The sequence below is a fragment of the Pseudomonas sp. NPDC090592 genome (assembly GCF_044769185.1).
Lineage (GTDB): Bacteria > Pseudomonadota > Gammaproteobacteria > Pseudomonadales > Pseudomonadaceae > Aquipseudomonas.
The window spans coordinates 29,881-42,623 of the sequence record NZ_JBIVXJ010000045.1 but is presented as its reverse complement, the minus strand read 5'-3'; the positions used below and the strand labels follow the sequence as shown (position 1 = coordinate 42,623).

Sequence of the window (12,743 nt, the reverse complement as noted above, 5' to 3'; positions counted from 1 at the left end):
GTGGGGTTTCCCCATGTGAGAGTAGGTCATCGTCAAGATTCATTTCGCAAAACCCCTATCTGCGCATGCAGGTAGGGGTTTTGTCTTTGTGCTCCCCAAAATCCCCTGCCTTATGCGATCCCCTGTAGGAGCGGCCTTGCGTCGCGATCGGGCGCGCAGCGGCCGCCAAACCTGCATCCCCGACCTTCCAGATAAACCGCGTCGCCTGGATTGCGGCCGCTGCGCGCCCGATCGCGACACAAGGCCGCTCCTACAGGGATCGCGCGCCAGGACAGACATCGCGTGAGCCTGGAAGGCGATGTCCTCCCACAATTCGAGCCATAACACTAGAATAGGCCCACGCACCTATTCAGAAGCGCCCTATGTCCAATCCTGTCGAACCTGAATCACTGGCCCAGTTGCCACTGGACGAGCTTGTCGCTTGCCACGAATGTGACCTGCTGCTGCGCAAGCCTGTGCTTCAGCATGATGAAAAGGCCCAATGCCCGCGCTGTGGCTACGAGCTTTATGCCCACCGGCACAATGTGGTCAACCGCAGCCTGGCCCTGGTACTGACCGCCTTGTTACTGTTTGTGCCGGCCAACTTCCTGCCTATCATGCAGCTGCACCTGCTTGGCCAGAGCTCTGACGACACTGTCTGGAGTGGCGTGCTGGGCCTGTACAACTCGGAAATGCGCGGCGTGGCCGTGGTGGTGTTCTTGTGCAGCATGGCCATCCCCCTGGCAAAACTGCTCTGCCAGCTGGTGGTACTGTTGAGTATCCGCATGAACGTGGGGCGCAGTTTTGGCCTGCTGTTCTATCGCATCTATCACCACCTGCGTGACTGGGGCATGCTCGAGGTCTACTTCATGGGCGTGCTGGTTGCTATCGTCAAGCTGGTGGACCTGGCAGAGCTCACCGTAGGGCTCGGGCTGTTCTGCTTTATCAGCTTGTTATTGGTTCAGGTATGGCTTGAGGTGGTGATGTCACCGCACCAGATCTGGAGTGCGCTTTCCGGGGAGGACCTGCATGCGGGCGATTGATGCAGGCATTCTTGTCTGCAATGAATGTCATGAACTGAACCGGCAAGTGCCAGGCAGCACTTCGCAAACCTGCACACGCTGCGGCGCCATTGTGCATGCTCGCCGGCCGAACAGTATCGTGCGTACCTGGGCGCTGTTGATTACGGCGTCGATCCTGTACATCCCGGCCAATATCTTGCCGATCATGACCGTGAGCACCTTGGGCCAAGGCAGCCCTGACACGATCATGTCCGGGGTAATCACCCTGCTTAAACACGGCATGGTGCCCATTGCTGCCGTGGTGTTCATTGCCAGCATCCTGGTGCCCACGTTCAAGCTGGTGGGAATTGGCTTGCTGTTGTACTCCGTTCAGCGGCACCAGCCGCTTTCGGCGCGGCAACGGATATTGATGTACCGCTTCATCGAATTCATTGGGCGCTGGTCCATGCTGGACATCTTTGTCATCGCCATCCTGGTGGCGGTGGTGAATTTCGGCCGAATAGCCAGTGTCGAAGCCAATCTTGGCGCTGTAGCCTTTGCAACTGTGGTGATCCTGACGATGCTTGCCGCTTTAACTTTCGATCCCCGACTGATTTGGGATAACACGGAGTCGGATGACGACCATGAGTGACCTGCCAACGGCTAAAACCCGCCCCGCCTCGAACTGGTCGGCAATCTGGATCCTGCCTTTGATCGCGCTGATGATCGGTGGCTGGCTTGCATGGCAAGCCTACCGTGATGCCGGTGTGGAGATCGAGGTCCGCTTCGAGTCGGGCGAGGGTATCGTCGCGAACAAGACCGAGGTCATCTACAAAGGCATGCCGGTCGGCAAGGTGAAAAGCTTGGTGCTCGACGCCAAGGGCGACAACCAGGGCGTGATCGCCACGATCGAGATGAACAAGGCTGCAGAGCCGCACCTGACCAAGGGCACACGCTTCTGGCTGGTGAAGCCGAGTGTGAGCCTTGCAGGTATTTCCGGCCTGGAAACACTGGTGTCGGGTAACTACATCGCCGTCAGCCCGGGGGAGGGCGAGCGCACCAAGCGCTTTACCGCCTTGAAGGTGGCGCCACCGCTCTCGGATAGCGAGCCAGGCCTGCACCTTACCCTCAAGGCCGACAGGCTGGGCTCGCTCAACCGTGACAGCCCGGTGTTCTACAAGCAGATCCAGGTTGGCCGGGTAAAAAGCTACCGGTTGTCCGAGGACCAGAGCACTGTAGAGGTCAAGGTGTTCATCGAGCCGGCCTACGCCAGCCTGGTGCGTAAACATACGCGTTTCTGGAATGCCAGCGGCGTCAGCATCGATGCTTCGCTATCAGGCGTGAAAGTGCGTAGCGAGTCGCTGTCGAGCATCGTTGCCGGTGGTATCGCCTTTGCTACGCCGGAGTACCGCAAAGACAGCCCGCCCACCGACCCGAGCCTGCCGTTCCGCCTGTACGAAGACTTCGATGCAGCCCAGGCGGGTATCCGGGTCAAAGTGAAGCTGAGCGATTACGAAGGCCTGCAGGCGGGTCGCACGCCGGTCATGTACAAGGGCATCCAGGTGGGTTCGCTGAAAACCCTGAAGATGGAAGACAACCTGTCCAGCGCATCCGCCGAGCTGACACTGGACCCTCTGACCGAGGACTACCTGGTCGAAGGTACGCAGTTCTGGGTGGTCAAGCCATCGATTTCCCTGGCGGGCATCACCGGCCTGGAAGCGCTGGTCAAAGGTAACTACATCGCTATCCGCCCGGGCGAGAAGGGCGCGCGGCCTGAGCGTGAGTTCGAGGCGCGGGCCAAGGCACCGCCGCTCGACCTCAAGGCGCCGGGGCTGCACATGGTGTTGTTCGCCGATACCCTGGGTTCGCTGGAAATCGGCAGCCCGGTGATGTATCGCCAGGTAAAGGTAGGCAGCGTGCAGAGCTACCAGTTTGCCCGCAACAGCAACCGGATCCTGATTGGCGTGCACATCGAGAAGGAGTACGAAAAGCTGGTCAACGGCTCGTCGCGCTTCTGGAACGTCAGTGGTATTACCCTGACCGGCGGCTTGTCGGGGATCAAGATCAAGAGTGAGTCACTGCAAACGCTGATGGCGGGTGGTATCGCCTTCGATACACCCCGCCCCGACGTAGCGCTCAAGCGCCACATTCCGCGCTTCCGTCTGCATGACAGCCAGGAAGCGGTAAACCGCGCGGGTACGTTGATCACCATCCGTGTCGACCGTGCAGATGGGCTGAAGCCGGGCACTGCAATCCGCTTCCGTGGCCTGGATGTGGGCAGTATCGAAAGCGTCGACCTGACTGACGACCTGCAAGCAGTGCTGCTGCGGGCGCGCATTACCGAGGCAGCGGACCGTATCGCCCGTGCCGGTACCCAGTTCTGGGTAGTCAAACCAGCCCTGGGCCTGGTGCGTACCGAGAACCTCGACACCCTGATTGGCGGGCAGTACCTGGAAGTGCAGCCGGCAGCCAAGGACCGTGGTCCGCAGCGTGATTTCATCGCTTTGGCTGATGCGCCGCAGGTGGCGGGGCCGGAGGTGGGCTTGCCATTGACGCTCAGTGCCCCGCGCCGTGGGTCGATCAAGCCGGGTGTGCCGGTGACTTATCGTGAAGTTGCGGTCGGCAAGGTGACGGGCTTCGAGCTGGGCCAGAGTGCTGACCGCGTGCTGATCCATATCCTCATCGAGCCGCGCTATGCCGCCCTGGTGCGCAGTGGCAGCCGCTTCTGGAACAGCAGTGGCTTCGGCTTTGACTGGGGGCTGTTCAAGGGGGCTACGGTGCGCACTGAGTCGGTGGAGACCCTGATCGATGGCGGCATTGCCTTTGCAACGCCGGACGGGGAGCAAATGGGTAACCCGGCACGGCCGCAGCAGACCTTCGCCTTGTTCGACAAGGCCGAGGATGAATGGCTGCAGTGGGCGCCGAAGATCCAGATCGCGAAGTAATGTAAAAGTAGGGCCGCCAAGCGCGGCCCTGTTTTGTTTGTGGGAGCGGCCTTGCGTCGCGAAAGGGGCGCGTAGCGGCCCCTCGGTCTCAGCGCATGAACTGAGATTGAAGGGGCTGCTCCGCAGCCCTTTCGCGACGCAAGGCCGCTCCCACAGAGATCGAGTCCCACATGGGGCCGTGCCCGCATGCACAAATCGCAGACAACAAAAAGCCGACCCTAGGGTCGGCTTTTCGACTTGCACGTCGCTTAGGCAGCTGCAGCTTCTTTCAGCGCCTTGATGTGGCCATTCAGACGGCCTTTGTGACGAGCAGCCTTGTTCTTGTGGATGATACCCTTGTCGGCCATACGGTCGATTACAGGTACAGCCAGAACGTAAGCGGCTTGCGCTTTTTCGGCGTCTTTTGCGTCGATGGCTTTAACTACATTCTTGATGTAGGTACGGACCATGGAACGCAGGCTGGCGTTGTGGCTGCGACGCTTCTCAGCCTGTTTTGCACGTTTCTTGGCGGAAGGTGTGTTGGCCACCGTCGAGCTCCTCGAAAGACTTTAGGTAAATAGCAAACAAAATAGGCCGCGAATCATGCCGATCAGTAGACCGGTTGTCAAGGCCACCTGCAAGGTTCCGCCGAGCGGTGCGCCAACAAGAGGGAAAGATTCCTTTCTGCTGCGCGACCTGTACACTCGGGAATTTTTGGCTCCCCTGCGAAGGCGCGGGAGTATCGCACATTCGGACGCTGTCTGGCAGCGTCCTCTGTCATTGGCGTGAATCTTTTCGATGAACCTGCTCAAATCCCTGGCTGCAGTAAGCTCGATCACCATGATTTCACGGGTGCTGGGCTTCGTTCGTGACACCATCCTGGCCCGCATCTTTGGTGCCGGCGTTGCCACCGACGCCTTCTTTATCGCGTTCAAGCTGCCCAACCTGCTGCGACGCATCTTTGCCGAAGGCGCGTTCTCCCAGGCGTTCGTGCCGATTCTGGCCGAATACAAGACCCAGCAGGGCGAAGAAGCGACGCGCACCTTCATCGCCTATGTCAGCGGCCTGCTGACCCTGGTCCTGGCCCTGGTGACCGCCATTGGCATCCTGGCGGCGCCGTGGGTGGTGTGGGCGACGGCGCCCGGTTTTGTCGACAACGCTGAAAAGTACGAACTGACTACCGCCCTGTTGCGGGTGACCTTTCCTTATATATTGCTGATCTCGCTGTCTTCCCTGGCCGGGGCGATCCTCAATACCTGGAACCGCTTTTCGGTGCCGGCCTTCACGCCGACCCTATTGAACGTGGCAATGATCGCCTTTGCCGCGCTGCTGACGCCGTACTTCAACCCGCCGATCATGGCCCTGGCCTGGGGCGTGCTGGCCGGTGGCCTGGCGCAGTTGCTGTACCAGCTGCCAGCGCTGAAGAAGATAGGCATGCTCGTGCTGCCGCGCCTGAACCTCAAGGACGCTGGCGTGTGGCGCGTACTGAAGCAGATGCTGCCGGCAATCCTGGGCGTATCGGTGAGCCAGATTTCGTTGATCATCAACACCATCTTTGCCTCCTTCCTGGTGGCCGGTTCGGTGTCGTGGATGTATTACGCCGACCGCCTCATGGAGCTGCCCTCTGGCGTGCTGGGCGTGGCGCTGGGCACCATCCTGCTGCCAACCCTGGCCAAGACCTACGCCAACAAGGACCGCGAGGAGTACTCGCGGATTCTCGACTGGGGCCTGCGCCTTTGCTTCCTGCTGGTGCTGCCCTGCACGCTGGCGCTGGCCATTCTTGCCGAGCCGCTGACCGTTGCGCTCTTTCAATATGGCAAGTTCAGCGCGTTTGATGCGGCCATGACCCAGCGAGCACTGATGGCGTATTCCGTAGGCTTGCTGGCGATCATTCTGGTCAAGGTACTGGCACCCGGCTTCTATGCGCAGCAGAATATCCGCACGCCGGTGAAGATCGCGATTTTCACCCTGGTCTGTACCCAGTTGTTCAACCTTGCCCTGGTCGGCCCGCTTGCGCATGCCGGCCTGGCATTGGCGATCAGCCTTGGTGCCTGCCTGAATGCCGGCTTGCTGTTCTGGAAGCTGCGCAGTCAGCAGTTGTTCCAGCCGCAGCCAGGCTGGGCAGTGTTCCTGCTCAAGCTGGTTTTGGCTGTGGCGCTGATGTCGGGAGTGCTGTTGGCGGGCATGCACTACATGCCGGCCTGGGAGCAGGGCGTCATGCTCGAGCGCTTCGTGCGCCTGGGCGCGTTGATCCTGGCGGGCGTCGTGACCTATTTCGGCTGCCTGTACCTGTGCGGCTTCCGGCCCCGGCATTTCGCCCGCAAGGCCCTGCACTAAGGCTTCGGGCGGGTCAGGCGTCGGTTTTTCGCATTCCACGCCGCCCTTGGGCGCTGCTGCCTGTCACCAGCGCCCGGGTGTGGTTATAATCGGCCACTTTATGAGCAAGAAGCGCGTTATGCAGCTGGTTCGAGGTCTTCACAACCTGCGCCCCGAGCACCGGGGCTGTGTCGCCACCATTGGCAACTTCGACGGGGTTCACCGCGGCCACCAGGCAATCCTGGCGCGCCTGCGCGAGCGCGGTCAGGCCTTGGGCCTGCCGACCTGCGTGGTGATCTTCGAACCGCAACCACGCGAGTACTTCGCCCCCGAAACCGCACCGGCGCGCCTGGCCCGCCTGCGCGACAAGGTCGAGCTGCTGGCCGCCGAAGGCATCGACCGGGTGCTGTGCCTGGCGTTCAACCAGCGCCTGAGCAAGCTCAGCGCCGACGCCTTCGTCAAGGCCATCCTGGTCGATGGCCTGGGTGTGCGCCACCTCGAAGTGGGCGATGACTTCCGCTTTGGCTGTGACCGGGCCGGCGATTTCGCCTTCCTGGTCGAAGCCGGCAAGCAGTACGGTTTTACCGTCGAGGCTGCCAATACAGTGATCCAGGACGGCCTGCGGGTCAGCAGCACCGAAGTGCGCAAGGCCCTGTCCGAAGGCAACTTCGAACTGGCCGAACACTTGCTGGGCCGCCCGTACAGCATCACCGGCCGCGTGCTGCATGGCCAGAAGCTGGCCCGCCAGCTCGGCACACCTACCGCCAACATCCAGCTCAAGCGCCGCCGCGTGCCGCTGTCCGGGGTCTACCTGGCCAGCATCGAGATCGACGGCAAGGCCTGGCCGGGTGTCGGCAACATCGGCGTGCGCCCCACCGTTGCTGGTGATGGGCGCCCGCACCTGGAAATTCATCTTCTGGATTATGCCGGCGACCTGTATGGCCGGCGCCTGACGGTGGAGTTCCACCACAAGCTGCGTGAAGAGCAGCGATTCGCCTCCCTGGAGGCGCTGAAGTCGGCGATCGATGCGGATATCGCCGCCGCACGTGCACATTGGCACGCTCAACCGCTAACGAAGAGCCTGAAATGACCGACTACAAAGCCACGCTTAACCTTCCGGACACCGCCTTCCCCATGAAGGCCGGCCTGCCTCAGCGCGAACCGCAGATCCTGCAGCGCTGGGACAGCATTGGCCTGTACCAGAAGCTGCGCGAAATTGGCAAGGATCGTCCCAAGTTCGTCCTGCACGACGGCCCGCCCTATGCCAACGGCAAGATTCACATCGGTCATGCGCTGAACAAGATCCTCAAGGACATGATCGTCCGTTCCAAGACCCTGGCCGGCTTCGACGCGCCGTATGTACCGGGCTGGGACTGCCATGGCCTGCCGATCGAGCACAAGGTCGAGGTCACCCACGGCAAGCACCTGTCTGCCGACCGCACCCGCGAGCTGTGCCGCGAGTATGCCGCCGAGCAGATCGAAGGGCAGAAGACCGAGTTCATCCGCCTGGGCGTGCTGGGTGACTGGGACAACCCGTACAAGACCATGAACTTTGCCAACGAGGCCGGTGAAATCCGCGCCCTGGCCGAAATGGTCAAGCAAGGCTTCGTGTTCAAGGGCCTCAAGCCTGTGAACTGGTGCTTCGATTGCGGTTCGGCCCTGGCTGAAGCCGAAGTCGAATACGCCGACAAGAAATCGCAGACCATCGACGTGGCCTTCCCGGTTGCCGACGAGGCCAAGCTGGCTGCCGCCTTCGGCCTGGATGCACTGGCCAAACCTGCCGCCATCGTGATCTGGACCACCACCCCGTGGACCATCCCGGCCAACCAGGCGCTGAACATCCACCCGGAGTTCAAGTACGCCCTGGTCGACACTGGCGAACGCCTGCTGGTACTGGCCGAAGAGCTGGTCGAGTCGTGCCTCAAGCGCTACAACCTGGAAGGCTCGGTGATCGCCACCGCCCAGGGTTCGGCGCTGGAACTGATCAATTTCCGCCACCCGTTCTACGATCGCCTGTCGCCGCTCTACCTGGCCGACTACGTCGAACTGGGCGCCGGTACCGGCGTGGTGCACTCGGCGCCTGCCTACGGTGAAGACGACTTCGTTACCTGCAAGCGCTATGGCATGGTCAACGACGACATCCTTACCCCGGTGCAGAGCAACGGCGTGTATGTCGAGTCGCTGGAGTTCTTCGGCGGCCAGTTCATCTGGAAGGCCAACCCGGCCATCGTCGAGAAGCTGAGCGAAGTCGGTGCGCTGATGCACACCGAAACCATCAGCCACAGCTACATGCACTGCTGGCGCCACAAGACCCCGCTGATCTACCGCGCCACTGCGCAGTGGTTCGTGGGCATGGACAAGCAGCCTTCCACCGGCGAGCCGCTGCGTGAGCGCGCGCTTAAAGCCATCGAAGAGACCAAGTTCGTGCCGGCCTGGGGCCAGGCCCGCCTGCATTCGATGATCGCCAACCGCCCGGACTGGTGCATCTCGCGTCAGCGCAACTGGGGCGTGCCGATTCCGTTCTTCCTGCACAAGCAGACCGGCGAGCTGCACCCGCGCACCGTCGAGTTGATGGAAGCGGTGGCCAAGCGCGTCGAACAGGAAGGCATCGAAGCCTGGTTCAAGCTGGACGCCGCCGAGCTGCTGGGCGCTGAAGCCGACCAGTACGACAAGATCGCCGACACCCTCGACGTGTGGTTCGACTCGGGTACCACCCACTGGCATGTCCTGCGCGGCTCGCACGATATCGGCCACGCCACCGGCCCACGCGCCGACCTGTACCTGGAAGGCTCCGACCAGCACCGCGGCTGGTTCCACTCTTCCTTGCTGACCGGTTGCGCCATCGACAACCATGCGCCTTACCGCGAGCTGCTGACCCACGGCTTCACCGTGGACGAAAACGGCCGCAAGATGTCCAAGTCGCTGGGTAACACCATCGAGCCGGAGAAGGTCAACAACACCCTGGGTGCCGACATCCTGCGCCTGTGGGTTTCCGCTACCGACTATTCCGGTGAAATGGCGGTTTCCGAGCAGATCCTGCAGCGCAGCGCCGACGCCTACCGCCGTATCCGCAATACCGCACGCTTCCTGCTGTCCAACCTGTCCGGTTTCGACCCGGCCCGCGACCTGCTGGCCCCGGAAGATATGCTGGCACTGGACCGCTGGGCCGTGGACCGCACCTTGCTGCTGCAACGCGAGCTGGAAGAGCACTACAGCGAGTACCGGTTCTGGAACGTCTACTCCAAGGTGCACAACTTCTGCGTGCAGGAGCTGGGCGGCTTCTACCTCGACATCATCAAGGACCGCCAGTACACCACCGGCGCCAACAGTGTCGCCCGGCGTTCCTGCCAGACCGCGCTGTACCACATCAGCGAGGCGCTGGTGCGCTGGATCGCGCCGATCCTGGCGTTCACTGCCGATGAAATCTGGCAGTACCTGCCGGGCGAGCGCAACGAGTCGGTGATGCTCAATGGCTGGTACCAAGGCCTGAGCGAGCTGCCGGAAGGCACCGAGCTGGACCGCGCCTACTGGGACCGCGTGATGGCCGTGAAGGCATCGGTCAACAAGGAGCTGGAAAACCAGCGTACTGCCAAGGTCATCGGCGGCAACCTGCAGGCCGAAGTTACCCTGTACGCCGACGAAGGCCTGAGCGCCGACCTGGGCAAGCTGGGCGACGAGCTGCGCTTCGTGCTGATCACCTCGGCCGCCAGCGTGGTGCCGTTCGTACAGGCGCCGGCTGATGCCGTGGCCACCGAAGTCGAAGGCCTCAAGCTGAAAGTGGTCAAGTCCGGCCACGCCAAGTGCGGCCGTTGCTGGCACTTCCGCGCCGACGTTGGCAGCCACCCGGAGCACCCGGAAATCTGCAGCCGTTGCGTCGACAACCTGACCGGCTCGGGCGAGGTGCGTCACTATGCCTAACCCGGCAGTGGGGCGCTTCGGGCGCCTTGCATGGCTTTGGCTGAGCTTGCTGGTCCTGGTCGTCGACCAGGCCACCAAGCTGTATTTCAACAACGCCCTGACCATGTACCAGCAGATTGTCGTCATCCCCGACTACTTCAGCTGGACCTTGGCCTACAACACCGGCGCAGCCTTCAGCTTCCTGGCTGATGGTGCCGGCTGGCAGCGCTGGTTGTTTGCCCTGATTGCCGTGGTGGTCAGTGCCGTACTGGTGGTGTGGCTCAAGCGCCTGGGGCGCAACGAGACCTGGCTGGCCGTGGCGCTGGCGCTGGTGCTGGGTGGCGCCATTGGCAACCTGTACGATCGCATCGTGCTGGGCCATGTGGTCGACTTCATCCTGGTGCACTGGCAGAACCGCCATTATTTCCCGGCCTTCAACGTGGCCGACAGCGCCATCACCGTTGGTGCGGTGATGCTGGCGCTGGATATGTTCAAGAGCAAGAAGTCCGAGGATCCGGTCCATGACTGACACCCGTATCGGCCAGAACACCGAAGTCACCCTGCACTTCGCGCTGCACCTGGAAAACGGCGACACCGTCGACAGCACGTTCGACAAGGCCCCGGCCACCTTCAAGGTGGGCGACGGCAACCTGCTGCCAGGCTTTGAAAGCGCGTTGTTCGGCTTCAAGGCCGGTGACAAGCGCACTGTGGTGGTGGCCCCGGAGAACGCCTTCGGCCAGCCCAACCCGCAGAATGTGCAAGTCATGCCGCGGTCCAATTTCGAAGGCATGGAGCTGTCCGAAGGGCTGCTGATCATCTTCAACGACGCCGCCAACACCGAGCTGCCGGGTGTGGTCAAAGCGTTCGATGACGACCAGGTGACCATCGACTTCAATCACCCACTGGCTGGCAAGACCCTTACCTTCGAGGTGGAGATCCTCGAGGTGAAGGCCCTGTAAGCCTGGAGCCGAGCATGCAAATCAAACTCGCCAACCCTCGCGGCTTCTGCGCGGGGGTCGACCGGGCGATCGAGATCGTCAACCGCGCGCTGGAAGTCTTCGGCCCGCCGATCTATGTGCGTCACGAAGTGGTGCACAACAAGTTCGTGGTGGAAGACCTGCGCAACCGCGGTGCCATCTTCGTCGAAGAGCTGGACCAGGTGCCGGACGACGTCATCGTCATCTTCAGCGCCCACGGTGTTTCCCAGGCCGTGCGCCAGGAAGCCGCTGGCCGTGGCCTGAAAGTGTTCGATGCCACCTGCCCGTTGGTGACCAAGGTGCATATCGAGGTAGCCAAGTACAGCCGCGACGGCCGTGAGTGCATTCTCATTGGCCACGAAGGGCACCCGGAAGTCGAAGGCACCATGGGCCAGTACGACGCCAGCAACGGCGGTGCCATCTACCTCGTCGAAGACGAAGAGGATGTTGCCAAGCTGCAGGTGCGCGACCCGGACCACCTGGCTTTCGTGACCCAGACCACGCTGTCGATGGACGACACCAGCCGCGTCATCGATGCCCTGCGCGCACGCTTCCCGAACATCGGCGGCCCGCGCAAGGACGACATCTGCTACGCCACCCAGAACCGCCAGGACGCCGTGAAGCAACTGGCCGGTGAATGTGACGTTGTGTTGGTGGTGGGCAGCCCGAACAGCTCCAACTCCAACCGCCTGCGCGAGCTGGCCGAGCGCATGGGCACCCCGGCCTACCTGATCGACGGTGCCGAGGACCTGCAACAGGGCTGGTTCGAGCAGGCCGCGCGTATTGGCATCACCGCTGGCGCTTCGGCCCCCGAAGTGCTGGTGCGTGGTGTGATCGAGCAGCTCAAGGCCTGGGGCGCCACCGGCGCTGAAGAGCTGGACGGGCGTGAAGAGAACATCACCTTCTCGATGCCCAAAGAGCTGCGGGTTCGCTCGCTGATCTGATGTAAGCCTGTATTGGCCTCATCGCCGGCAAGCCAGCTCCCACAGGAATAACACTGCCTTCAAGGCTTGTGTTTACCTGTGGGAGCTGGCTTGCCGGCGATAGGGCCAGCAAAGCCGACTCAAGGCTATCAGGATGCACACCGAGTATTGTTGCGATCCTCTGCAAGCACGTTGACTCGTCCCGTCGATGCCATTACCACTTGATAACGGCTGGTGGCAGAAGACCGCTCGCACACTTCCAGCGTAAACGAGAACCAACCGCTAGCCAGGTTCATCGGCACCCCCTGCGCACTGAACCTGAATTGCTCGCCTTTACTGCTGGTGATGTTCAAAGGCCGCGCCAGCCGCTGCTCACGCAACACTTGCCGGTTATGCTCCAACTCCACCCGCCAACCATTCCCCCAGTTACCGTCCAGCGCCAGCACCAGCACCGGCTGCCCCTGCAACAGCGCATGGCTACGCGCACTGCGCAGCGCCTGCGCCAGGTCACGGGCTGCCGCTGCCCGGTGTAGGTCGTCGCTCATCCTCGCGTAGGCCGGCACGCCGAGCTGTGTCAGCAAGACGGCCACTGCCAAGGCCGACAACATTTGTATCAGTGTTACGCCGCGTTGCTTCACCGTGCATTCCTCCCTGGAAGTGCTTGGCTATAGCTTCACGTTCGCTGGCCAAACGGTCTAGTCGGCCACGTTCAAGGCTATTGCGGGA

11 protein-coding genes are annotated in these 12,743 nt (G+C 62.0%); 9 read left to right on the top strand and 2 right to left on the bottom strand.

Features of this window, described 5'->3' with window-relative positions:
* The first annotated feature begins 362 nt into the window (after positions 1–362).
* From ACIQUI_RS26960 to ACIQUI_RS26950, 3 genes are read left to right on the top strand one after another with little or no spacing between them, the layout of a single operon-like run.
* Positions 363–1,022, top strand: a complete 660-nt coding sequence (locus tag ACIQUI_RS26960; protein WP_403203865.1) for a paraquat-inducible protein A — start codon at positions 363–365, stop codon at positions 1,020–1,022.
* Positions 1,009–1,632 carry a paraquat-inducible protein A gene (locus tag ACIQUI_RS26955; RefSeq protein WP_403203867.1) on the top strand — a complete coding sequence of 208 codons (624 nt, stop codon included), beginning with the start codon at positions 1,009–1,011 and terminating at the stop codon, positions 1,630–1,632. Before ACIQUI_RS26960 ends, ACIQUI_RS26955 begins: the two co-directional genes overlap by 14 nt.
* The gene (locus ACIQUI_RS26950) at positions 1,625–3,925 is read left to right on the top strand and encodes an MlaD family protein (protein WP_403203863.1); all 2,301 of its coding nucleotides are present in this window, start codon (positions 1,625–1,627) and stop codon (positions 3,923–3,925) included. The genes ACIQUI_RS26955 and ACIQUI_RS26950 overlap by 8 nt, the downstream gene beginning before the upstream one ends.
* A gap of 248 nt (positions 3,926–4,173) precedes the next feature.
* Here the strand turns inward: ACIQUI_RS26950 and rpsT are convergent, their stop codons facing one another.
* Positions 4,174–4,452, bottom strand: coding sequence for a 30S ribosomal protein S20 (rpsT, locus tag ACIQUI_RS26945; RefSeq protein ID WP_003247625.1), 279 nt, complete (start codon positions 4,450–4,452; stop codon positions 4,174–4,176).
* A 250-nt stretch (positions 4,453–4,702) separates the two neighbouring features.
* Between rpsT and murJ the strand changes: the two genes are divergently transcribed.
* The 6 genes from murJ to ispH all read left to right on the top strand — a co-directional run bounded on the left by murJ (position 4,703) and on the right by ispH (position 12,038).
* Positions 4,703–6,241 carry a murein biosynthesis integral membrane protein MurJ gene (gene murJ / locus ACIQUI_RS26940; protein WP_403203861.1) on the top strand — a complete coding sequence of 513 codons (1,539 nt, stop codon included), beginning with the start codon at positions 4,703–4,705 and terminating at the stop codon, positions 6,239–6,241.
* 118 nt (positions 6,242–6,359) lie between these two features.
* Positions 6,360–7,310 carry a bifunctional riboflavin kinase/FAD synthetase gene (gene ribF, locus ACIQUI_RS26935; protein ID WP_391132413.1) on the top strand — a complete coding sequence of 317 codons (951 nt, stop codon included), beginning with the start codon at positions 6,360–6,362 and terminating at the stop codon, positions 7,308–7,310.
* Positions 7,307–10,138: an isoleucine--tRNA ligase gene (ileS, locus tag ACIQUI_RS26930; RefSeq protein WP_403203859.1), complete on the top strand. Its 2,832-nt coding sequence runs from the start codon at positions 7,307–7,309 to the stop codon at positions 10,136–10,138. The genes ribF and ileS overlap by 4 nt, the downstream gene beginning before the upstream one ends.
* Entirely contained in the window at positions 10,131–10,646 is a 516-nt protein-coding gene (gene lspA, locus ACIQUI_RS26925; RefSeq protein ID WP_119368747.1) for a signal peptidase II, read from the top strand. Before ileS ends, lspA begins: the two co-directional genes overlap by 8 nt.
* Positions 10,639–11,076, top strand: a complete 438-nt coding sequence (gene fkpB / locus ACIQUI_RS26920) for an FKBP-type peptidyl-prolyl cis-trans isomerase (RefSeq protein ID WP_012270371.1) — start codon at positions 10,639–10,641, stop codon at positions 11,074–11,076. Before lspA ends, fkpB begins: the two co-directional genes overlap by 8 nt.
* 14 nt (positions 11,077–11,090) lie before the next feature.
* On the top strand, positions 11,091–12,038 hold the full coding sequence (gene ispH / locus ACIQUI_RS26915) for a 4-hydroxy-3-methylbut-2-enyl diphosphate reductase (protein WP_403203856.1): 948 nt from the start codon (positions 11,091–11,093) through the stop codon (positions 12,036–12,038).
* 128 nt (positions 12,039–12,166) lie between these two features.
* Here the strand turns inward: ispH and ACIQUI_RS26910 are convergent, their stop codons facing one another.
* Positions 12,167–12,655, bottom strand: a complete 489-nt coding sequence (locus tag ACIQUI_RS26910) for a GspH/FimT family pseudopilin (RefSeq protein ID WP_403203854.1) — start codon at positions 12,653–12,655, stop codon at positions 12,167–12,169.
* Between the last annotated feature and the right edge of the window lie 88 nt (positions 12,656–12,743).